Annotated in this window: 20 protein-coding genes; 8 read left to right on the top strand and 12 right to left on the bottom strand. The window is 57.4% G+C overall.

The genetic code is table 11. The features are described 5' to 3' along the window. Positions 1–47: 47 nt before the first annotated feature. The 3 genes from hypF to OGY35_RS09710 form a co-directional block, all read right to left on the bottom strand. Positions 48–2,309, bottom strand: a complete 2,262-nt coding sequence (gene hypF / locus OGY35_RS09700) for a carbamoyltransferase HypF (protein WP_286632157.1) — start codon at positions 2,307–2,309, stop codon at positions 48–50. 148 nt (positions 2,310–2,457) lie between these two features. Further along, positions 2,458–3,003, bottom strand: a complete 546-nt coding sequence (gene hydN / locus OGY35_RS09705) for an electron transport protein HydN (protein ID WP_152402542.1) — start codon at positions 3,001–3,003, stop codon at positions 2,458–2,460. 145 nt (positions 3,004–3,148) lie between these two features. Continuing rightward, on the bottom strand, positions 3,149–4,162 hold the full coding sequence (locus tag OGY35_RS09710) for a LacI family DNA-binding transcriptional regulator (RefSeq protein WP_286632158.1): 1,014 nt from the start codon (positions 4,160–4,162) through the stop codon (positions 3,149–3,151). 264 nt (positions 4,163–4,426) lie between these two features. Here OGY35_RS09710 and ascF point away from each other — a divergent pair, with 264 nt between their 5' ends. The 3 genes from ascF (at position 4,427) to OGY35_RS09725 (ending at position 7,760) form a co-directional block, all read left to right on the top strand. Continuing rightward, positions 4,427–5,881, top strand: a complete 1,455-nt coding sequence (gene ascF / locus OGY35_RS09715) for a PTS cellobiose/arbutin/salicin transporter subunit IIBC (RefSeq protein ID WP_286632159.1) — start codon at positions 4,427–4,429, stop codon at positions 5,879–5,881. Between the two features lie 22 nt (positions 5,882–5,903). Further along, entirely contained in the window at positions 5,904–7,328 is a 1,425-nt protein-coding gene (locus tag OGY35_RS09720) for a 6-phospho-beta-glucosidase (protein ID WP_286632160.1), read from the top strand. Positions 7,329–7,508: 180 nt separating this feature from the next. Continuing rightward, complete coding sequence (locus tag OGY35_RS09725; protein ID WP_152402534.1) at positions 7,509–7,760, top strand: SymE family type I addiction module toxin; 252 nt, start codon at positions 7,509–7,511, stop codon at positions 7,758–7,760. Positions 7,761–7,786: 26 nt separating this feature from the next. On the opposite strand, the gene hycI is transcribed toward OGY35_RS09725, so the two are convergent. The 9 genes from hycI to hycA all read right to left on the bottom strand — a co-directional run bounded on the left by hycI (position 7,787) and on the right by hycA (position 15,655). Then, positions 7,787–8,251, bottom strand: a complete 465-nt coding sequence (gene hycI / locus OGY35_RS09730; RefSeq protein WP_200112147.1) for a hydrogenase maturation peptidase HycI — start codon at positions 8,249–8,251, stop codon at positions 7,787–7,789. Then, entirely contained in the window at positions 8,244–8,654 is a 411-nt protein-coding gene (locus OGY35_RS09735; protein ID WP_178825987.1) for a formate hydrogenlyase maturation HycH family protein, read from the bottom strand. The genes hycI and OGY35_RS09735 overlap by 8 nt, the downstream gene beginning before the upstream one ends. Continuing rightward, on the bottom strand, positions 8,651–9,418 hold the full coding sequence (gene hycG / locus OGY35_RS09740) for a formate hydrogenlyase subunit HycG (RefSeq protein WP_152402528.1): 768 nt from the start codon (positions 9,416–9,418) through the stop codon (positions 8,651–8,653). Before hycG ends, OGY35_RS09735 begins: the two co-directional genes overlap by 4 nt. Then, on the bottom strand, positions 9,418–9,960 hold the full coding sequence (locus OGY35_RS09745) for a formate hydrogenlyase complex iron-sulfur subunit (RefSeq protein ID WP_286632161.1): 543 nt from the start codon (positions 9,958–9,960) through the stop codon (positions 9,418–9,420). The genes hycG and OGY35_RS09745 overlap by 1 nt, the downstream gene beginning before the upstream one ends. Positions 9,961–9,969: 9 nt before the next feature. Then, positions 9,970–11,679 carry a formate hydrogenlyase subunit HycE gene (gene hycE / locus OGY35_RS09750; protein WP_178825991.1) on the bottom strand — a complete coding sequence of 570 codons (1,710 nt, stop codon included), beginning with the start codon at positions 11,677–11,679 and terminating at the stop codon, positions 9,970–9,972. A gap of 17 nt (positions 11,680–11,696) precedes the next feature. Continuing rightward, positions 11,697–12,620 carry a respiratory chain complex I subunit 1 family protein gene (locus OGY35_RS09755; protein WP_286632162.1) on the bottom strand — a complete coding sequence of 308 codons (924 nt, stop codon included), beginning with the start codon at positions 12,618–12,620 and terminating at the stop codon, positions 11,697–11,699. A 2-nt stretch (positions 12,621–12,622) separates the two neighbouring features. Beyond that, positions 12,623–14,449 (bottom strand): formate hydrogenlyase subunit 3, encoded by a 1,827-nt coding sequence (gene hycC, locus OGY35_RS09760; protein WP_286632163.1) that lies wholly within the window; start codon positions 14,447–14,449, stop codon positions 12,623–12,625. Further along, positions 14,446–15,057 carry a formate hydrogenlyase subunit HycB gene (gene hycB / locus OGY35_RS09765; RefSeq protein ID WP_286632164.1) on the bottom strand — a complete coding sequence of 204 codons (612 nt, stop codon included), beginning with the start codon at positions 15,055–15,057 and terminating at the stop codon, positions 14,446–14,448. Before hycB ends, hycC begins: the two co-directional genes overlap by 4 nt. A gap of 136 nt (positions 15,058–15,193) precedes the next feature. Next, positions 15,194–15,655: a formate hydrogenlyase regulator HycA gene (hycA, locus tag OGY35_RS09770; protein ID WP_152402517.1), complete on the bottom strand. Its 462-nt coding sequence runs from the start codon at positions 15,653–15,655 to the stop codon at positions 15,194–15,196. A 210-nt stretch (positions 15,656–15,865) separates the two neighbouring features. On the opposite strand from hycA, the gene hypA reads away from it, so the two are divergent. The 5 genes from hypA to hypE are packed head-to-tail and all read left to right on the top strand — an operon-like array spanning position 15,866 to position 19,483. Continuing rightward, a complete protein-coding gene (gene hypA / locus OGY35_RS09775; RefSeq protein ID WP_042322631.1) occupies positions 15,866–16,216 on the top strand; it encodes a hydrogenase maturation nickel metallochaperone HypA in 351 nt (116 codons plus the stop codon). A gap of 3 nt (positions 16,217–16,219) precedes the next feature. Further along, on the top strand, positions 16,220–17,092 hold the full coding sequence (gene hypB, locus OGY35_RS09780; protein WP_286632165.1) for a hydrogenase nickel incorporation protein HypB: 873 nt from the start codon (positions 16,220–16,222) through the stop codon (positions 17,090–17,092). Then, positions 17,083–17,355 carry a HypC/HybG/HupF family hydrogenase formation chaperone gene (locus OGY35_RS09785; RefSeq protein WP_178826878.1) on the top strand — a complete coding sequence of 91 codons (273 nt, stop codon included), beginning with the start codon at positions 17,083–17,085 and terminating at the stop codon, positions 17,353–17,355. The genes hypB and OGY35_RS09785 overlap by 10 nt, the downstream gene beginning before the upstream one ends. After that, positions 17,355–18,476, top strand: coding sequence for a hydrogenase formation protein HypD (gene hypD, locus OGY35_RS09790; RefSeq protein ID WP_286632166.1), 1,122 nt, complete (start codon positions 17,355–17,357; stop codon positions 18,474–18,476). The genes OGY35_RS09785 and hypD overlap by 1 nt, the downstream gene beginning before the upstream one ends. After that, the gene (hypE, locus tag OGY35_RS09795; RefSeq protein WP_286632167.1) at positions 18,473–19,483 is read left to right on the top strand and encodes a hydrogenase maturation carbamoyl dehydratase HypE; all 1,011 of its coding nucleotides are present in this window, start codon (positions 18,473–18,475) and stop codon (positions 19,481–19,483) included. The genes hypD and hypE overlap by 4 nt, the downstream gene beginning before the upstream one ends. The last annotated feature ends 131 nt before the right edge of the window (positions 19,484–19,614 follow it).

Below are 19,614 nucleotides of genomic sequence, written 5' to 3' on the forward strand. Positions count from 1 at the left end.
TGGTGTCCGGCCTACGGCATGTGCCGCATTGTAGGCCGGATAAGACGCTACGCGTCGCCATCCGGCATATCACGATGGTTCAGCCAGCGCGCTGCGGCAATCACCCCCTGCCCCAGCGACAGTCCGCCGTCACCGGCCGGTAACTGCTGCGGGAACAACAGCGTGAAATCCGCCAGATAATAAGCCAGCCGAGCCGACAGTAACCGGTTGTGCATCACCCCACCGCCGAACACCAGCGTGTCGATACCACGCGCGGTGGCCTGTTCACGCATCATCGCCGCAAACCCTTGCGCCAGCGCATCGTGGAAGGCCCATGCGCGTTCGGCCGGCGTTGCCTGCCAGTTCAGCCACTGCGACCAGAAGGTCGCCAGATCCAGTTGATTACCCGACAGCGGCAACGTCACCGGGTGTTTAACGCCCGCGCATTGCGACGCCTGCGCCTCCAGCGTGCAGGCGGCCTCACCTTCATAGCTGAGCGATTCTGGCGCGCAGTTCAGCGCTGCGGCAACCGCATCAAACAGACGCCCACAGGACGAGGCCTGCGGTGCGTTAATCCCGCGCTCAATCGCGCGCGCCAGCACGCTCCAGTTCTGCCGCTGCACGCCGGCGGTTTCCGGATAGCGCTGCCAGTCCGGCACAAAACGCAGACACTGCGCTAACAGGTTACGCCAGGGCTGCTTTGCAGCGAGATCGCCACCGGCAAGCGCCACGGCGGGCAGCCCTCCAAGGTGCTCGCACTCACGGTAGCTCACCCGCAGACACTCTGCGCCCCACAGCGCGCCCGCTTCACCCATTCCGATGCCGTCCAGCGTCAGGGCGATGACATCGCCACCGTCCAGCGGCCAGCCGTGTTCAGCCAGACAGGCCGCAGCATGGGCATGATGATGCAACACACTTTCTGTCGGCAGGCTCATCTCGCTGGCCCACTGGCTGGAGACGTATCCTGGATGGGCATCGCAAACAAGACGCTGCGGCGTGAAGTCATAGATATTCTGGATCAACCGCAGCGCGTCACGCCACTGATGCTGGATCCCGTCGTCGCTGAGATCGCCAAGATGCTGGCTGATCACCGCCTGCTCACCGCGCACCAGGCAGAAGGTGTTTTTCAAATCCGCCCCCAGACAAAGCATCGGCGGCACGTCGCGAAAACCCGGCGGCAGCGCCAGCGCGTCCGGGACATATCCCCGCGAGCGACGCAGCATTTCGCCGCTTTGACGCACCACGGAGTCGTCCATGCGCTGCACGATGTCGCGATTGTGCAACAGGAAACCCCCGGCAATATCCTGTAAATCTTCAAGCGCCTGTTCGTTGCTGATGGCCGGAGGTTTACCACTGAGATTGCCGGAGGTCATCACCAGCGGACCCTTCAGTTCCTGGAGCAGCAGATGCTGCAGCGGATTGGCGGGCAGCATCACACCAACTTCTGCAAGCCCAGGGGCAATACCGTCACACAGCGAGGAAACATGCTGTTTATCCACCAGCACAATCGGCGCGGCGGGTGTTTTCAGCAGCCGACTTGCCGCATCTGGCAAGCCGCTGTCATCGGGCAGCATCACCGCCAGCGGTTTTGCTGGACGGCGCTTACGCGCGCGAAGAGTTGCTACCGCATCGCCGTTTCGCGCATCGCAGGCCAGATGAAACCCGCCGATGCCCTTAACCGCGATAATGCCCCCCGCCTTCAGCATCTCAACCGCAGCCAGCAATGCCGCGTCCTTTTCCGCCTGTCGTCCGCCGCTCAACCAGCTCAGATGCGGACCACACGCCGGGCAAGCCACCGGCTGGGCGTGAAAACGACGGTCATACGGGTCGCGGTACTCCTTATCGCATTGCGGACAGAGCGGAAATGACGCCATCACGGTAAACGGACGGTCGTAGGGCATCGCCCGGATAATGGTAAAACGCGGGCCGCAGTGGGTACAGTTGATAAACGGATAGCGATAACGCCGCTCACCGGGCGTGTTCATTTCAGCAAGACATTCCGGGCAGGTGGCGGCGTCGGGCACAATCTGGGTGTTCATCGTGCCGCCCGCGCTCTGGCGGATGCTGAACTCGGTGGGCTGCTGTCCCCAGTGAAATGGCTCACTCTCCACGCTGTCGATACGCGCCAGCGGCGGACAGTGCTGATGCAGTTCAGCGATAAACGTGGAGGGTTCTTCCAGCAGGCGAACGACGACGCCATCACCGTCATTACAGACATCGCCGTGTAATTGCAGTTGCTGCGCCAGTTGCCAGACAAAGGGGCGAAAGCCGACGCCCTGCACTTTGCCGCGAATACGTAGCTGTACGCCGGAGTGATTGTTTAGTGCCATTAAGTCGTTTCCGCAGTCATCTATCCCGGTTTACCTGATGGCGCTACGCTTATCAGGCCTACGGGGATGCGAACAGTAGGCCGGATAAGATGCATGAGCATCGCCATCCGGCATAAGTACTACCGTATTTTACGCGGATTTTCAGGGATTAGAAAAGCAGCGATGCAGAGGACTCCAGCGCCGCGCGACGACGTTTTTCTGCGCTGAGTTGCTCGAGCTTATTGCGATCAACACAAATCAGGGCGTGCGTCGGGCAGGCTTCCATACAGGCCGGACCGGCGTCACGGTGATGGCAGAGATCGCACTTGTTAGCTTCTGCTTTTTCCGCCCGCACGTTCAGGCCTGCGCCGCTATTACGCACGACCGGACGCACCACCACTTCCATTGCCCCATACGGGCAGGCCACCACGCAGGTTTTACAGCCAATGCAACGTTCCTGCATGACGTGGACAAAGCCTTTATCACGGCTGATGGCACCGTTCGGACAAACGTTCGCACACGGCGCGTCCTCACACTGGCGGCACAGCGTCGCCGTCGAGACATTGACGCCTTTGATCACATGGATACGGGGTAAAAAGGTTTCAGGGGTCAGTGACGCGCAGTCCTGGTTTTCCTGATGGGAGACCACGCAGGCCACCTCACAGGTACGGCAACCAATGCACTTATTGGCGTCTGCAATGATGAAACGGTTCATCAAACTCTCCAGCAATGACAGATAATGTGCCGAAACATTCACAAATCATGCCAGTTTTTATCTTGCTGTAATTTAACGATATTTAAAAACAGGGGGCGACCATTGCGGTGTCATCGTCACGAATGACGATGACGGGTGACAATTTTTACTGCGCCGTGACAGGCGCAACAGAATCGCGGCGGATCAGCGTGCCGGTGAAGCTTTTCGGTGGCGTAAACGCCCCGCCGTCCAGCATGAAGATGAGTCGACCAATGGTCTCCTGAATCATCTCCGTCACTGGAATTTTGACGCTGGAGAGCGCCGGTATGGTGTAGGGTGCCATTGCGATATCGTCAAAACCGATCACCGACACCTGCGATGGCACAACCAGTCCTTTGTCATGCAACTGTTTGATGGCCCCAATCGCCATGTCGTCATTGCTGGCCACCAGCGCGCTGAACGTCGCGTTACGTGAAAGCAGCGTGTCCACCCCCGCCGCACCGCAGGCAGGCGTCCATTTGCCGTTGACGATCAGCTCGTCATTGACGGCGATGCCGTGTCGGGTCAGCGCCTCTTTGTACCCCGACAGACGTTCAACCCCGGTAGGGGAGTCCATTGAGCCGGTAATAAAGGCAATCTGCTGATGGCCTGCGGCAATCAGTTCCGCCACGGCGTTAAAACTGGTTTGCTTTTGATCGCACCAGACGCAGTGGCTGCTATTTTTTCGTAACCGGCGGTTAAGCACCATAATCGGTTGCGAGTGGCTGTCGATAATTTTATCGATCTCATCCACGCTGAGAAAACGCGGGTAGATCATGATGGCGTCGCAGCGCAAGTCCAGCAGATACTGGATCGCCTGGCGCTCTTCTTCGGCGCTGTGCTTACCATCGGCAAGCAGCAACTGACGACCTTTGTCTTCCGCCATCCGCGCGGTGTGAAACAGTAACTCGCTGAAATAGACGCCGTGGTAGAGGGTGTTGGTCACCACAAGTCCCAGCGTTTGACTGGTTTTCGCCGCAAGGCTACGCGCCAGCAGGTTTGGCCGATAACCGCTCTCTTCAATCGCCTGAAATACGCGATCCTTCGTTTCCTGGCTGACGTAGCCATTCCCTGAAAGCACCCTGGAGACCGTCGCCTTCGACACTCCGGCCCGCTGCGCTACCTCCAGCATCGTCGTCATAATTTTTCTTCCTTTTCTCGCAATGAGATGCAGTGTACTTCACCGCTACGCGGTTGTCCTTGATGCTAAATCACGCCAAAAAACCACGAGTGATTCAAATCACAATTCACGAAAATAGATAAAATTAAATATTGCCTGATTAACACAATCTATTCATGATTTTGTGGAACCGGTTTCTCATCAACGTTTCATCACCGACGATCGTTCAGGCGAGCGAGCGGCAAAATAAAACGTACCCTACTGATAAAACAGGATAAAAATCCTATGTCCAAGAATTATGCAGCGCTGGCGCGCGCCGTGGTGACGGCTTTGGGCGGCGTCGACAACATCACCGCAGTGACACACTGCATGACGCGTCTGCGTTTCGTCGTGAAAGATGACGCGCGGGTCGACAGCGCCACGCTCAAAACTCTCAGCGGTGTACTCGGCGTGGTTCGCAGCGACAACCAGTGTCAGGTCATCATCGGCAATACCGTCTCCCAGGCGTATCGGGAAGTCGTTAGCCTGCTGCCGGGCGATATGCAACCAGCAGAACCCGTCGGCAAACCGAAGCTGACGCTAAAACGCATTGGCGCGGGGATCCTGGATGCGCTGATCGGCACCATGTCACCGCTGATCCCGGCGATTATCGGTGGATCGATGCTCAAACTGTTGGCGATGATCCTTGAAATGACCGGCGTGCTGGAAAAAGGCTCTTCCACCTTAACGATCCTGACCGTGATCGGCGATGGTGCCTTCTTCTTCCTGCCGTTAATGGTGGCTGCCTCGGCGGCGATTAAATTCAAAACCAACATGTCGCTGGCGATCGCCATTGCCGGGGTGCTGGTGCATCCGAGCTTTATCGATCTGATGGCGAAAGCGGCACAGGGCGAGCACGTTGAATTCGCGCTGATCCCGGTCACCGCGGTGAAATATACCTATACGGTTATTCCGGCGCTGGTCATGACATGGTGTTTGTCGTATATCGAACGCTGGGTGGATCGCATTACGCCCGCGGTCACCAAAAACTTCCTGAAACCCATGCTGATCGTACTGATCGCCGCACCGCTTGCCATCGTCCTGATTGGGCCAATTGGCATCTGGATCGGTAGCGCAATTTCCGCGCTGGTCTATACCATTCACGGCTATCTCGGCTGGCTGTCTGTCGCCATTATGGGCGCACTGTGGCCGCTGCTGGTGATGACCGGGATGCACCGCGTCTTTACGCCGACCATCATCCAGACCATCGCCGAAACGGGTAAAGAAGGGATGGTAATGCCGTCCGAAATTGGTGCCAACCTGTCGCTCGGCGGCTCCTCGCTGGCGGTTGCCTGGAAAACGAAAAACCCGGAACTGCGCCAGACCGCACTGGCAGCGGCGGCCTCGGCTATCATGGCGGGGATTTCAGAACCCGCCCTCTACGGTGTGGCGGTACGCCTGAAACGTCCGCTGATTGCGAGTCTTATCAGCGGCTTCATCTGTGGCGCCGTCGCTGGTATGGCCGGGCTCGCCAGCCACTCAATGGCGGCACCGGGCCTGTTTACCAGCGTTCAGTTTTTCGATCCGGCCAACCCAATGACCATCGTCTGGGTGTTCGGCGTCATGGCGCTGGCGGTCGTGTTGTCGTTTGTCCTGACGCTGCTGCTGGGCTTTGAGGATATCCCCGTCGAGGATGCAGCCGCACAGGCACGAAAAAACCAGGCGGCGCAACCGTCCGCGGTAAAAAGCGCCAGCGTCTGACTGTTATTCACTGAGGTTTACTATGGCTGTATTTCCGCAAGGATTTTTATGGGGCGGCGCGCTGGCCGCCAACCAGTCTGAAGGGGCATACCGGGAGGGCGGCAAAGGGCTGACCACCGTCGATATGATCCCGCACGGCGAACATCGCATGCCGGTCAAACTGGGACTGGAGAAACGCTTCCAACTGCGGAATGACGAATTCTATCCAAGCCATCAGGCGATCGATTTTTACCATCGCTATAAAGACGATATCGCCCTGATGGCGGAAATGGGCTTCACCGTCTTTCGTACCTCGATTGCCTGGAGCCGTCTCTATCCCAACGGCGACGAACTGACGCCAAACGAGGAAGGCATTGCGTTCTATCGCGCGGTATTTGCCGAGTGCAAAAAGTACGGTATTGAACCGCTGGTGACGTTGTGCCACTTCGATGTGCCGATGCATCTGGTCACCGAATACGGCTCCTGGCGTAACCGCAAGATGGTGGATTTTTTCACTCGCTATGCACGTACCTGTTTTGAAACCTTCGATGGTCTGGTGAAATACTGGCTGACCTTCAATGAAATCAACATCATGCTGCACAGCCCATTCTCCGGCGCGGGGCTGGTGTTTGAAGAGGGGGAAAATCAGGATCAGGTGAAATATCAGGCCGCGCACCACGAGCTGATTGCCAGCGCGCTGGCGACGAAAATCGCCCATGAGGTAAACCCGCAGAACCAGGTGGGTTGTATGCTGGCAGGGGGAAATTTTTATCCCTACTCCTGTAAACCGGAAGATGTCTGGACGGCGCTGGAAAAAGATCGTGAAAACCTGTTCTTCATTGACGTGCAGGCGCGCGGGGCGTATCCGGCTTACTCTGCCCGCGTGTTCCGCGAGAAAGGCGTGGTGATAGAGAAAACCCCGGAAGATGATGCCATCCTGAAAAATACCGTCGATTTTGTCTCTTTCAGCTATTACGCGTCGCGCTGCGCGTCGGCTGAGATGAATACAAAGAACACCAGTGCCGCAAACGTGGTGAAGTCGCTTCGCAACCCATACCTTCAGGTAAGCGACTGGGGTTGGGGAATAGACCCGCTTGGCCTGCGCATCACAATGAACATGATGTACGACCGCTATCAGAAACCGCTGTTTCTGGTGGAAAACGGTCTTGGGGCAAAAGATGAAATCGATGCCGACGGCAACATTAATGACGATTATCGCATCAGCTATCTGCGCGAACATATCCGGGCCATGGCTGACGCCATTGAGGATGGCGTGCCGCTGATGGGTTACACCACCTGGGGCTGTATTGATCTGGTGGCCGCGTCAACGGGGGAAATGAGCAAACGATATGGATTCGTCTATGTCGACCGCGATGATGCCGGAAACGGTACGCTTGCACGAACCCGTAAAAAATCGTTCTGGTGGTATAAAAAAGTGATCGCCAGCAACGGACAGGATCTGACCTAAACAAGATGCCGGATGGCGCTCTCGCTGTCCGGCCTCTACCGGTCTTCCCTCCCTTTCCCGTTACATCATTTGCATTCTGTTTCCGCTATCTCCCTTCCAGTTTCCGGTTTGCCCTTCCCCTCTTTTACTGGCATTTTATACAGGTATATTCTTCTACCCGTGGGCAACAAGGAATCGTTTATGACTATTGAGACTGACAGTCCTGAAGTCGCTATCAGCAGGCCCTTTCGTCGTTTAAAGGTGAGCTATGTCAGAAAGCGCCATGAAGATCCAAAAACCGGCAACACGCGCCGCTATAGCCGGCATGCGTCGTTAACCATTAACGGCGACTGGCTGGAACAGGCCGGTTTTCCTACCGGCACCATCGTCAATGTGGCGGTGATGCAGGGGAAATTAGTGATTGAACAGGTGAAAGAAGAACGGGCCGGATGAGGCCAAACCGTCATCCGGCATGAACATCACGACGCGTCCAGTTCCGCGAAACCGCCGTGGCCTTCCCAACCGTCGAGACGCTGGTAAACGGTGTCGACGGCATCCTTAATCGGCTGAGTCATGGGATAATAAAATCCGACAATATCCGGCTGAATACCGAGGAAGATCACCTCACCGACGTCTTCTTTGAGCTGATCGACCAGATAGTTCAGCGGCATATTATGGGTCGTCATCATGAACATTTCGGCGATATCGTCAGGATCAATGATGCGGATTTCGCCGGGATTCAGCCCCATATCGGTAGCATCCACGATCAGCAGACGATCCGGGCGCAGTTCGCGGATGGCCACGATGTCATTTTCCGGCGCACTGCCTCCGTCGATGACCACCCAGTTGCCCTTCGCCTGCGCCGCACATTTTTCTGCCAGTAGCGGACCCGCGCCGTCATCCCCCATCATGCTGTTGCCAACACACAATAAAACGTCAGTCACGATGTCTCCTCACCATCAGGTAGATGGCACTCTCCTGATGAATATCGTGCAGCATGCCGAGCATCTGTTTACTCCATGCCTGCTGCTCCGGAGTCTGTACGGCAAGCGCCCGATCGAACGCGTGCGCCAGCATTTGCACATGGTTAAAATCGATGACGATCTCCCCGTACTTCGGCACCCCTTCCATCTTTCGACGGGCCTCGCTCCCCTCTTCCAGCGTGGCAATCCACGCCAGATATGCATCCCACGGACAGGTCAGCGCCGCTTCAAGACAGTCGATGATCCCAAGATGATGGCCAATCGCCAGGCTGTAATAGACAACCTGCTGCGCCTCTGCGGGTGTCGCATTGTTCTCATCAATAAACTTACGGCTCAGTTGACTGAACACCACCGTTTCACTCATCGGATACGCGCCTCTTCAACAACCTGATTCAGATGCGAAACGATCTCAGTGAGACGTGGGTCGCTTTCCGCTTCCAGCCAGCGCGCCACCTGATGTTCACCCTGACCTAGCTGTCGCAGGTAGTCATCAGCAATCTGTCGCCCGTAGCGATAGCCCGCCAGACGACGCGCTTCGCGATCAATCTTCACGCGCAGCGGTTGCACCATTTCCGGGTGCAGAATTTCCGCAGGCTGTTCATCCAGTTCGCCTGGGGCGCGAGCATGAATTTTCTGCTCCAGCAGGCCCAGCGCCATCGCGAAACCGTACAGCGTAGCCGCAGGCGTCGGCGGGCATCCTGGAATATACACATCCACCGGCACAATTTTGTCGGTGCCGCCCCAGACGCAGTACAGGTCGTGGAAAATGCCACCGCTGTTGCCGCAAGCGCCGTAAGAGATACAGATTTTCGGATCGGGCGCTGACTGCCAGGCACGCAGCGCCGGAGAGCGCATCGCGCGGGTGACCGCGCCAGTGAACAGCAGAATGTCCGCATGACGCGGCGACGGTACGACTTTGATACCGAAGCGTTCGGCATCGAACAGCGGTGACAACGTTGCAAAAATTTCAATTTCGCAACCGTTACAGCCGCCGCAGTCCACGCGGTAAACATACGCTGAACGCTTGATGTTTTTCAGCAATGACGCCTTCATGCTGGCGATGGACTCATCCACCGTCATCGGTACCGGAATACCGTTTGCGTCACGCGGGCCTAATAAATTGCTCATCAGCTGGCCTCTTTCATATGGCGAGTCAGTTCAATACGGTCGGACGGCACCAGGCACTTCTGGCGCTTGCAGTCCGGGCAGGTCTCAAAGCTTTCGCGGTGATGCTCCGCGCGGCTGTCGCCGTTGTGCCTGAGCAGCGCAATGGCGTAATCAATCTCTTTCTGGACGGCGAAAGGACGGTGACACACGCGGCAGTTGCACAGCGCAAAACGAGACTGCTGGAGGAAATCTTCTTTCTTCCATACCGCCAGTTCGTACTCCTGCGAAAGCTTGATCGCCGCCGTCGGGCACACTTCTTCGCAGCGGGCGCAGAAAATGCAGCGCCCAAGGTTGAACTGCCAGGCCAGTTCGCCACGGGCGAGATCGGTTTCCACCGTCAGCGCATTCGACGGACAGGCATTCACGCAGGCCGCGCAGCCAATACACTGCTGCGGATAATGCTCCGGCTTGCCGCGGAAGTTTTTATCAACCGCAATCGGCTCCAGCGGATAAGACGAAGTCGGCGCGCCGGTTTTGATGACTTTTTTGATAAAGGTAAACATGGCGATTCCTTATTTCAGCGGCGAGTTTTTACGCTCAATGCTGTAGCGCTCAAGTTCTTTGTAGGGCACGACTTTGCTCTTCTTCTTACGCACATCCACCACGGTCATGCGGTCGGTACAGGAGTAGCAAGGGTCAAGGCTACCGATAATCAGCGGTGCATCAGAAACGGTGTTGCCGCGCAGCATATAGCGCAGAGTTGGCCAGTTGGCGTAAGTCGCCGCACGACAGCGCCAACGGTACAGCTTCTGGTTGTCGCCGGTCATACTCCAGTGGATATCATCACCGCGCGGCGCTTCGGAGAAGCCCAGCGCAAAGCGATGCGGGATGTAGGTAAAGCCTTCTACCATCAGCGGACCGCCAGGCAGGTTGTCCAGACCGAAGTCGATCATATTCAGCGCGGTATACACTTCGTTGATACGCACCTTCAGGCGCGAGATCACATCACAACCCTGTTCGCTGTGAACCGTCATCGGCAGCAGGCCGTAACCGACAAACGGGTGATCGGCGCGGGTGTCACGGGCGTGACCGCTGGCGCGAACCATCGGCCCAACGTTACTGAAATCACGCGCGATTTCCGGATCCAGACGACCAATACCCACGGTGCGCTGTTCCATGTTTGGTGTGCTGAGTAACATATCCACCAGTTCCTGCACGTCGCGACGCATCTGTTGCGCCAGTTGGCGGGTCTGAATCATGTCCTCTTTCAGCAGATCGCGACGAATCCCGCCGATCAGGTTCAGACCGTAGGTTTTCCGCGCCCCGGTCAGGATCTCCGCCATCTTCATGGAGGTTTCGCGTACGCGGAAGAACTGCATAAAACCGGAGTCGAACCCGGTGAAATGACAGGCCAGGCCAAGGTTCAGCAGGTGGGAGTGCAGACGCTCCACTTCCAGCAGAATGGCGCGGATCATCTGCGCGCGTTCCGGCACCACAATGCCCATCGCGTTTTCAACCGAAGTGGTATACGCGGTGCTGTGGGCAAAGCCGCAGATACCGCAGACGCGATCCGACAGGAAGGTGACTTCGTTGTAACCCATCCGGGTTTCCGCCAGTTTCTCCATGCCGCGGTGGACATAGAACAGGCGATAATCGGCGTCGATAATATTTTCGCCGTCAACGAACAGGCGGAAGTGTCCCGGCTCATCCGAAGTGACGTGCAGCGGGCCAATCGGCACCACGTTGTTTTTCTTGTCACCCAGTTCGTTGATGAACTGATAAGTCTCAGCATCGGTGGTCGGTGCCGGGCGCTGACGGTAATCCATGCTGTCTTTACGCAGCGGATAGAGTTCATCCGGCCAGTCATCCGGTAACACCAGACGGCGTTCGTCCGGCAAACCGACCGGGATCAGACCGTACATATCGCGCACTTCGCGCTCGCCCCACACCGCCGCAGGCACGCGCGGCGTAACGGACGGGTATTCCGGCTTGTTCGGATCGACCTCAACACGCACCGTTACCCAGCATTTGGTGCCCTGCTCCATCGACAGCACGTAGTACACGGCGTAGTGACCGCACAACTGGCGTTCATCGTTGCCGAACAGCACAGAGAGCCACCCACCCTGCTTGTAGTACAGGAATTCGACCACTTCCGGCAGATAATTGACCTTCACAGTGATCGTCAGCTGATCCCTGGTCTGCCAGGCTTCGTCCAGCACCACGCCAGGAAACGCCTGGTGCAGTGCAGCAAGGTATTGTTGACCTAATTTTTCTTCAGACATGCTCAAACTCTCTTAAATCACGCCACCAGCAAGGAGACGAACGCTAAAAACGCAAACCCAAAACCGGCCCAGGTCACGCGTGAAGTGGCGCAAAAACGCAGACGCGCCATGCTGTTTTCGAACAGGGCAATCACCAGCACGCCGACGAGCAGCTTGACGATGGCAACCACCAGCGCCAGCAGCAGTCCCCCCATGCTGAACGCTTCCATCTGTCCCCACGGCAGGAACACGCCGACAAACATTTGCAGTACCACCAGCTGTTTCAGGCTAATGCCCCACTTCAGCACCGCAAAACCGCTGCCGCTGTATTCGGTCAACGGTCCTTCCTGCAACTCCTGTTCTGCTTCCGCCAGATCGAACGGCAGTTTGCCCATTTCGATAAAGGTGGCGAAGGCGCAGGCGCACAGCGCCAGAATCAGCGGAATACTGTGGGCCGTCGGCCAGTGGTAGATCGTATCGGTGATATTGCTGATATGGGTGGAACCGGCCACCTGCGCGGCGACCCACAAACCCAGCAGCAGGATCGGCTCAACCAGCACGCCGAGCATTGCTTCACGGCTGGCACCGATCGCGGTGAACGGGCTACCGGTATCCAGACCGGCAATGGAAAAGAAGAAACGGGCGATGGCGAACAGGTAAATCAGGGTTATCAAATCGCCCAGTTGCGGCAGCGGAGAGCCGACGGTCACCACCGGCAGCGCGGTCGCGATAGTCAGCATCACGCCGACCATCACAAACGGCGTCAGGCGAAAGACCCACCCGGCGTCCGCTGGCGCGACGCTCTGGCGGCCCAGCAGTTTGATAATGTCACGATATTCCTGCAATACGCCCGGACCGCGGCGATTGTGCAGACGGGCACGTGCCACGCGGGTCACGCCGGATAGCAGCGGCGCGGCGGCAAACAACACCAGCGCCTGAACTAACGGATATAAAACACTCATTCTCAGGCTCCTCGTGAAACCACAATCACCACCAGCACGGCCAGCTCAATCAGCGCCAGACGACGGAACAGAACCGGCACAGCCGCGCTCTGCCAGCCCGGAACCCACGCTACCGGGTTAAGCCACTTCCGCAGTTTGAGGACCGGAGCAAAAGCTTCCTTCACCGGCATCGCGAAACCGTGCGCGGTAATGACCATTGACTGCTCGTGATCGTAACCGCAGACCCATGCCGTACCGCGTGAACGCGACGGCAGACGGTTGCCTTTGAACATCGCCATGAGGATGAACGGCAACAGCGGACAGGCTATCAGCAGCAGCGTGATCATCGGCTGCGAAACGGTGGTATTGGCGGTTTCCAGCGGCAGAGGGACGGCGGTCGCCAGCAGCGGCAGCAGCCACGGCGCGGCAACACCGCCCAGCACACAGCAAATCGCCAGCGCCACGACGCTGATACCCATCAGGATCGGCGCACAGCAGGCGTTTTCCGCCTCTTTCGTGCGCGGCGCGCCGAGGAAGGTGACGCCATACACTTTCGCCATACACATCACCGCCAGCGCACCGGTGATCGCCAGTCCAACCGCCAGTAATGGTCCCAGCAGACGACCAATAAACGCGCCGCTGTTGCCCAGTTTGAAGAAAGACTGATAGATAACCCACTCACCGGCGAAGCCGTTCAGCGGCGGCAGTGCGGCCATCGCCATCAGCCCGACCAACATAGCGATAGAAATCACCGGCATGCGTTTGCCGATGCCGCCCAGCTTTTCGATATCGCGATGTCCGGTACGAAACCAGATGCTGCCCGCACCGAGGAACAGTACGCTTTTGAACAGGCTGTGGTTCACCAGGTGGTAGAGACCGCCGGTCAGGCCAAGGGCAATCAGCGCCGGTTGATTGAGGGCAATCCCGGTCACGCCTGCGCCCAGACCGAGCAGAATAATGCCGATGTTTTCCAGGGTGTGATACGCCAGCAGTCGCTGAATATTGTGCTCCATCAGCGCATACAGACCGCCGACAAACGCGGTGATCATGCCGAGTATCAGCAGCAGCACACCCCACCACAGCGGCGCATTACCGCCAATCAGCGATAAAGAGAGAATACCCAGCAGACCGACCTTCATCACCACGGTGGAGAACAGGGCGGCAGCAGGTGCGCTGGCATTCGCATGTGCCTGCGGTACCCAGCCGTGCAGTGGAATGATCCCCGCCAGCAGACCAAAGCCCGCCACGCCGAGCAGCCAGATGTCGGAGCCCAGCGGCAGTTCCTGCGTGCGCAGATCGAGCAGACGCAGCTCCAGGGTGCCATAGCGCTGCCACACCAGATAGCAGGCAATCGCCAGCAGCAGCGTACCGAGACGTCCCAGCGCAAACCACAGCTTGCCTTCTTTGCTACAACCGGTCAGGAACACGGCGCACAGCGCCATAATTTCCGCCATCACCACCAGCGTGCCGAGATTACTGGCAGCAACGGCGCACACCGCCGCCGCCATCAGCAGATTCACCAGCAGGCCGTTCGCTTTGACCTGCGGATGACGATGCCAGTCGATGTTGTACAGGCTGACGAACAGCCCGCACAGCCCTAACGTAATCAGCCAGATGGCATTCAGCGGGGTGATTTGCACGCCGTGACCGATAAACGGCATCACGCCGCTCACGGCGACAGCGTTGATCAGTACGGTGAAACCCGCCGCCGCGGTGCACAGACTGCCAACCGCGCCGCCCACGCCGGCGATCCAGCCGCTCAGCGCTTTATGAAAAGAGAACAGAAATGCCAGGACGGCGGCGGCGGCAAACCAGGCCACGCCGCTTACGATCAGTGAAATTGCGCTCATTTTGCATCCCCACTCTGAGCCTGCTGAAACAAGGAGAGATCGCCGAAGTCGGTATTAAACGTCAGCTCACGTTTGCGTTTGCTGGCGCGGGCGATATCCATGTTGTTCACCAGATGCAGGGCTTTGGTTGGACACATCCGCACGCAGGCCGGGCCTTGTTCATCAAAGCTGCACAGGTCGCATTTCACCGCAATGGCGCGCACGCCCGGAACCCAGTCCAGCAGTGTGCTGACGCGAGCCGGTGCCGGTGGTGCAGGCGGGGCTTTTGGGGTATTGGCATTGGCCGGGATATGCAGCGGACGGCTGCCGGAAAATTCGATCGCGCCAAACGGACAGGCGATGCCGCACAGTTTGCAGCTCACGCACAAGCTTTCATTGAGCTGCACAGCGCCATCCACCCGGTTAATGGCGTTGACCGGACATACGCTGGCGCAGGGGGCATCTTCACAGTGGTGGCAAAGCTGCGGCGCAGATTCTTTTTCATTCAGCATCACTTTCAGGCGCGGCATAGACTGCAAGCCGTGCTGGCGATGCGTCTCTGAACAGGCGGCCTCACAGGTGTGGCAGCCGATACAGAGCGTGGAGTCAGCAATTACAAAACGATTCACCAGGCATTCCTCAGGTGATAGTCATTTTTGACGAAAACATGCCGATGAAATGTCAGTATCGACACTTATCGACACGTCTGTCCCTCAAATCGCCGTGACAACCGATGACACGACGTCACAACGCAAAGCGCCGCGTTCAGGCCGCTGGGTTTTGTCCCGCCACCAGTTGGCTCAGATTGATCGGCGATCCGCTCTCAACGGCGGTATACAGTCGGTCATAGACGCTGGAGATTTTATCGAGATAGTGTTCCAGCACCTGCTCGCGGTCACGGTTGCTGACCCGCTCGTCCACTTTGCCGTCAATGCTCAATTGCGCCTGTGCAATCCGTTGTTTATCTTCGCCATCTTTTGTTTCGACGTAATACTCGATGGTGTGGCTGTTGAAGCCATCCGCCATCGTGACGGTGATACGAAAGTGTTCGAACAGCACGAAGCAGAGATCTTTATCCGGCGCGCAGCTCATCGCATGATGCAAACGCGCTTTCGACAGGGTGATCCCCTGAACCAGCGAGTTACAGTAAATATGCCACTGGTCCTGTAGGCGACGATGCCGCTGCGCGATGTAATCGGCTTTTTCGCTTATTTCCCAAATAGTCATGTCAGGTTACCCGTTTAACAGAGATAGCCTGCCATAAGCATTTTCCATGCCAGTTTTTAACTAATTGTTTTTGCATGAATTTAAAAATAAATGACGGATGTCGACGTCCAGATGACATGTCATTTCGTCATCATCGTCATCGGCTAACGCACGCAATTTTCAGGCTGGCATAGTTATTGCTTAACCCTGCCCATAACATCGGGAGGCGACATGCACGAAATTACCCTTTGCCAGCGGGCGCTGGAATTGATCGAACAACAGGCCGTCGCGCACGGCGCAAAACGGATAACTGGGGTCTGGCTCAAAATTGGCGCATTTTCTTGCGTAGAAACCAGCGCTCTCTCCTTTTGTTTTGATCTGGTATGCCGTGGCACCGTTGCGGAAGGTTGTAAACTGCACCTCGAGGAACAAGAAGCCGAATGCTGGTGTGAATCCTGTCAGCAATACGTCACCTTACTCACCCAGCGCGTACGCCGTTGTCCGCAATGCAATAGCGACACGCTGCAGATCGTGGCTGATGACGGATTACAGATTCGACGAATAGAAATAGATCAGGAGTGAGCGATGTGTACAACATGTGGTTGCGCTGAAGGCAACCTTTATATAGAGGGTGATGAGCATAACCCTCATTCCGCGTTTCGCAGCGCGCCTTTTGCCCCGGCAGCTCGCCCGGCGCTGAATATTACTGGCATCAAAACGTCCGAATTCACCCCGAGCCAGACTGAAGAAGGCGATCTGCACTACGGTCACGGTGAAGCCGGAACCCACGCGCCAGGTATGAGCCAGCGTCGTATGCTGGAAGTGGAAATCGACGTGCTGGATAAGAACAACCGGCTGGCTGAGCGCAACCGCACCCGCTTCGCCGCGCGCCAGCAGTTGGTGCTCAACCTCGTCTCCAGTCCAGGCTCCGGTAAAACGACCCTGCTCACCGAAACGTTGATGAAGCTGAAAGACAGCGTGCCGTGTGCCGTTATTGAAGGCGACCAGCAGACGGTCAACGATGCGGCGCGCATTCGTGCCACCGGCACGCCGGCCATTCAGGTCAACACCGGCAAAGGCTGTCACCTTGACGCGCAGATGATTGCCGATGCCGCGCCGCGTCTGCCGCTGGCAGACCACGGTATTCTGTTTATCGAAAACGTCGGCAATCTCGTCTGCCCGGCGAGTTTTGATCTCGGCGAACGCCATAAAGTGGCAGTGCTTTCTGTCACTGAAGGCGAAGACAAGCCGCTGAAATACCCGCATATGTTCGCTGCCGCCTCGCTGATGCTGCTCAACAAAGTCGACCTGCTGCCGTACCTGAATTTCGACGTTGAGAAGTGCATTGCCAGCGCCCGGGAAGTCAACCCGGATATCGAGATCATCCTGATTTCCGCCACCAGCGGCGAAGGGATGGATCTGTGGCTGAACTGGCTGGAGGCACAGCGATGTGCATAGGCGTTCCCGGCCAAATCCGCACCATTGAAGGTAACCTGGCGAAAGTCGACGTTTGCGGTATTCAGCGCGACGTCGATCTGACGCTGGTCGGCAGTTGCGATGAGCACGGTGAACCCCGTCTGAACCAGTGGGTACTGGTCCACGTCGGTTTTGCCATGAGCGTGATTAACGAAGCCGAAGCGCGCGACACGCTCGATGCGCTCCAGAACATGTTTGATGTTGAGCCTGACGTCGGCGCTCTGCTGTATGGCGAGGGAAAATAATGCGTTTTGTTGATGAATACCGCGCGCCGGAACAGGTGATGCAACTGATTGAGCACCTGCGTGAACGTGCCGCGCATCTGCCGTACACCGCCGAACGTCCGCTGCGCATTATGGAAGTTTGTGGCGGCCATACGCACGCCATCTTTAAATTCGGCCTCGACCAGTTGCTCCCCGAAAACGTGGAGTTCATCCACGGCCCGGGCTGTCCGGTCTGCGTGTTGCCGATGGGGCGTATCGACAGTTGCGTGGAAATTGCCAGCCATCCGGAGGTGATTTTCTGTACCTTTGGCGACGCCATGCGCGTGCCGGGGAAACAGGGATCGCTGTTACAGGCGAAATCGCGCGGTGCGGACATTCGCATCGTCTACTCGCCGATGGATGCGCTCAAACTGGCGCAGGAAAACCCGTCGCGCAAAGTCGTTTTCTTCGGTCTCGGCTTTGAAACCACCATGCCGACGACCGCCATTACCCTGCAACAGGCGAAACTGCGCGACGTGCAGAACTTTTACTTCTTCTGTCAGCACATCACGCTCATTCCGACCCTGCGCAGTCTGCTGGAACAGCCCGACAACGGCATCGACGCGTTCCTCGCGCCAGGCCACGTCAGCATGGTTATCGGCACTGAAGCCTATCATTTTATTGCCAGTGAATTTCATCGTCCGCTGGTGGTCGCGGGATTCGAACCCCTTGATCTACTGCAAGGCGTCCTGATGCTGGTTGAGCAGAAAATAGCGGCCCACAGTCAGGTCGAAAATCAGTACCGCCGCGTGGTGCCCGATGCCGGTAACCTGTTGGCGCAACAGGCTATTGCCGAGGTATTTTGCGTTACTGGCGACAGTGAGTGGCGCGGCCTGGGGGTGATTGAATCGTCCGGTGTGCATTTGACGCCCGATTACCAGCGTTTTGATGCCGAAGCGCATTTCCGCCCGGCCCCCCAACAGGTTTACGACGATCCGCGTGCCCGCTGCGGCGAAGTGCTGACCGGGAAATGTAAACCGCATCAGTGCCCGCTGTTTGGCAAGACCTGTAATCCAGAGACCGCCTTCGGCGCGCTGATGGTCTCTTCAGAAGGCGCATGCGCCGCCTGGTATCAGTATCGTCAGCAGGAGTGTGAAGCATGAACAGCGTACAACTCGCCCACGGCAGTGGCGGTCAGGCCATGCAGCAGCTGATTAACAGCCTGTTTATGGAAGCCTTTGCCAACCCGTGGCTGGCGGAACAAGAAGATCAGGCGCGGCTTGAACTGGCGCAACTGGTCGCAGAAGGCGATCGGTTAGCCTTCTCCACTGACAGCTATGTCATTGATCCGCTGTTCTTCCCCGGCGGTAATATCGGCAAGCTGGCGATCTGCGGTACCGCCAACGACGTCGCCGTCAGCGGCGCGATCCCTCGCTATCTCTCCTGCGGTTTTATCCTCGAAGAAGGGCTGCCGATGGAGACGCTGAAAAGCGTGGTGAGCAGCATGGCCGCCACCGCGCGCGAGGCTAACATTGCAATCGTCACCGGCGATACCAAAGTCGTTCAGCGCGGCGCGGCGGACAAACTGTTTATTAACACCGCGGGCATGGGGGCGATCCCGGCCAATATTCACTGGGGCGCACAAACCCTGAGTGCAGGTGATGTGCTGCTGGTCAGCGGGACGCTGGGCGATCACGGGGCAACCATTCTTAATCTGCGTGAACAACTGGGGCTGGATGGTGAACTGGTCAGCGATTGCGCGGTATTGACACCGCTGATTCAGTCGCTGCGCGATATCCCCGGCGTGAAAGCTCTGCGCGACGCGACGCGTGGCGGCGTGAACGCGGTCGCCCACGAGTTTGCTGCTGCCAGTGGTTGCGGGATTGAGCTGTCCGAATCCGCACTTCCCGTGAAGCCCGCCGTTCGTGGAGTCTGTGAACTGTTGGGTCTGGATGCGCTTAATTTCGCTAACGAAGGCAAGCTGGTGATTGCGGTTAAACGTCAGGCGGCAGAGCAGGTGTTGGCTGCCTTGCATGCCCATCCGCTGGGGCGCGATGCGGCACTGATTGGCGACGTCGTCGAACGTAAAGGTGTGCGTCTGGCCGGTCTTTACGGCGTGAAGCGCACACTGGATTTACCGCATGCCGAACCTCTGCCGCGTATTTGTTAATTCTGTAATTATGCCGGATGGCGGCTACGCCTTATCCGGCCTACACACGCTTTTGAACCGTAGGCCGGATAAGGCTATTTTGCCGCCATCCGGCGGAAGTCGAGTATATCTATCTATAATTTAGTTTCTTT

The organism is Citrobacter sp. Ct235 (genome assembly GCF_030332305.1).
GTDB classification, from domain to species: domain Bacteria; phylum Pseudomonadota; class Gammaproteobacteria; order Enterobacterales; family Enterobacteriaceae; genus Citrobacter_A; species Citrobacter_A telavivensis.

Bases quoted from the DNA above. Each gene is read 5' to 3' on its own strand.
- hypF (WP_286632157.1), bottom strand. From the start codon at position 2,309: ATGGCACTAAACAATCACTCCGGCGTACAGCTACGTATTCGCGGCAAA.
- hydN (WP_152402542.1), bottom strand. From the start codon at position 3,003: ATGAACCGTTTCATCATTGCAGACGCCAATAAGTGCATTGGTTGCCGT.
- OGY35_RS09710 (WP_286632158.1), bottom strand. From the start codon at position 4,162: ATGACGACGATGCTGGAGGTAGCGCAGCGGGCCGGAGTGTCGAAGGCG.
- ascF (WP_286632159.1), top strand. From the start codon at position 4,427: ATGTCCAAGAATTATGCAGCGCTGGCGCGCGCCGTGGTGACGGCTTTG.
- OGY35_RS09720 (WP_286632160.1), top strand. From the start codon at position 5,904: ATGGCTGTATTTCCGCAAGGATTTTTATGGGGCGGCGCGCTGGCCGCC.
- OGY35_RS09725 (WP_152402534.1), top strand. From the start codon at position 7,509: ATGACTATTGAGACTGACAGTCCTGAAGTCGCTATCAGCAGGCCCTTT.
- OGY35_RS09735 (WP_178825987.1), bottom strand. From the start codon at position 8,654: ATGAGTGAAACGGTGGTGTTCAGTCAACTGAGCCGTAAGTTTATTGAT.
- hycG (WP_152402528.1), bottom strand. From the start codon at position 9,418: ATGAGCAATTTATTAGGCCCGCGTGACGCAAACGGTATTCCGGTACCG.
- OGY35_RS09745 (WP_286632161.1), bottom strand. From the start codon at position 9,960: ATGTTTACCTTTATCAAAAAAGTCATCAAAACCGGCGCGCCGACTTCG.
- hycE (WP_178825991.1), bottom strand. From the start codon at position 11,679: ATGTCTGAAGAAAAATTAGGTCAACAATACCTTGCTGCACTGCACCAG.
- OGY35_RS09755 (WP_286632162.1), bottom strand. From the start codon at position 12,620: ATGAGTGTTTTATATCCGTTAGTTCAGGCGCTGGTGTTGTTTGCCGCC.
- hycC (WP_286632163.1), bottom strand. From the start codon at position 14,449: ATGAGCGCAATTTCACTGATCGTAAGCGGCGTGGCCTGGTTTGCCGCC.
- hycA (WP_152402517.1), bottom strand. From the start codon at position 15,655: ATGACTATTTGGGAAATAAGCGAAAAAGCCGATTACATCGCGCAGCGG.
- hypA (WP_042322631.1), top strand. From the start codon at position 15,866: ATGCACGAAATTACCCTTTGCCAGCGGGCGCTGGAATTGATCGAACAA.
- hypB (WP_286632165.1), top strand. From the start codon at position 16,220: ATGTGTACAACATGTGGTTGCGCTGAAGGCAACCTTTATATAGAGGGT.
- OGY35_RS09785 (WP_178826878.1), top strand. From the start codon at position 17,083: ATGTGCATAGGCGTTCCCGGCCAAATCCGCACCATTGAAGGTAACCTG.
- hypD (WP_286632166.1), top strand. From the start codon at position 17,355: ATGCGTTTTGTTGATGAATACCGCGCGCCGGAACAGGTGATGCAACTG.
- hypE (WP_286632167.1), top strand. From the start codon at position 18,473: ATGAACAGCGTACAACTCGCCCACGGCAGTGGCGGTCAGGCCATGCAG.